This window comes from Meiothermus cerbereus (genome assembly GCF_051297115.1).
GTDB lineage: Bacteria > Deinococcota > Deinococci > Deinococcales > Thermaceae > Meiothermus > Meiothermus cerbereus_A.
On the sequence record NZ_JBEVAL010000173.1, the window covers coordinates 1 to 651 of the forward strand.

The following is a 651-nucleotide window of genomic DNA, read 5'->3' on the forward strand; positions in this document are numbered from 1 at the left end:
GCTGATGGTCGGCGGCCTGGCGGTCGCTAAAGCGAGCCCTCTTGGGCTTTTGTCGCGGGAGATGGTCATGCGGAACTACGTCGCCTACAAGCACGGGGATAGCCAGGCTTTCGAGGCCCTGGTAGCCCACTACGGCTACCTGGCCTTCGAGAAGGCTTTCCGGCTGTTCCACCGGCTGGGCGACGAGGCGCGTGACCTGGCCCAGGAGCTCCTCTTGACGGTGGTGGAGGTGCTGAAGAAGCCCCTTCCGGCTGGTAACAAGAACCTCACCTTCCGGGTGAACGTGGCCCTGGACCGCAAGGTCCGGGAGCGGCTGACCCAGGACGGCGTGGGCACGTACCGCGAGAACCGGCTTTTGAAGAAGCTGGTGGCGGTGCGGTTGGAGCTGGAAGGGAGCCTCGGACGCACACCCACTCCCCCCGAGCTGGCGCAAGCCCTTGGGGTAGATGAGGTCACCCTCGAGCGCCTGCTCTATCTGGAGGAGGCAAACCGCATCCTCAGCCTGTCGTCTCCCCACCCGGAGACCGGTACCCGGCTTGAGGATATGGTGGCGGTTGAGCAGTTCGAGGATGAGCTCGAGGAGGCCCTGGAGAAAGCCCGGCTGGGGTTGAAGGGTGAGGAGCTATCCACCCTCGAGCGCTTTTTGGCGGG

The 651-nt window shown here is 64.8% G+C and carries 1 protein-coding gene; it reads left to right on the plus strand.

Features of this window, described 5'->3' with window-relative positions; all coding sequences use genetic code 11:
- Position 1 precedes the first annotated feature (1 nt).
- The coding region (locus ABWU19_RS15020) for a sigma-70 domain-containing protein (RefSeq protein ID WP_435902432.1) at positions 2 to 651 on the plus strand (650 nt) is incomplete at its 3' end.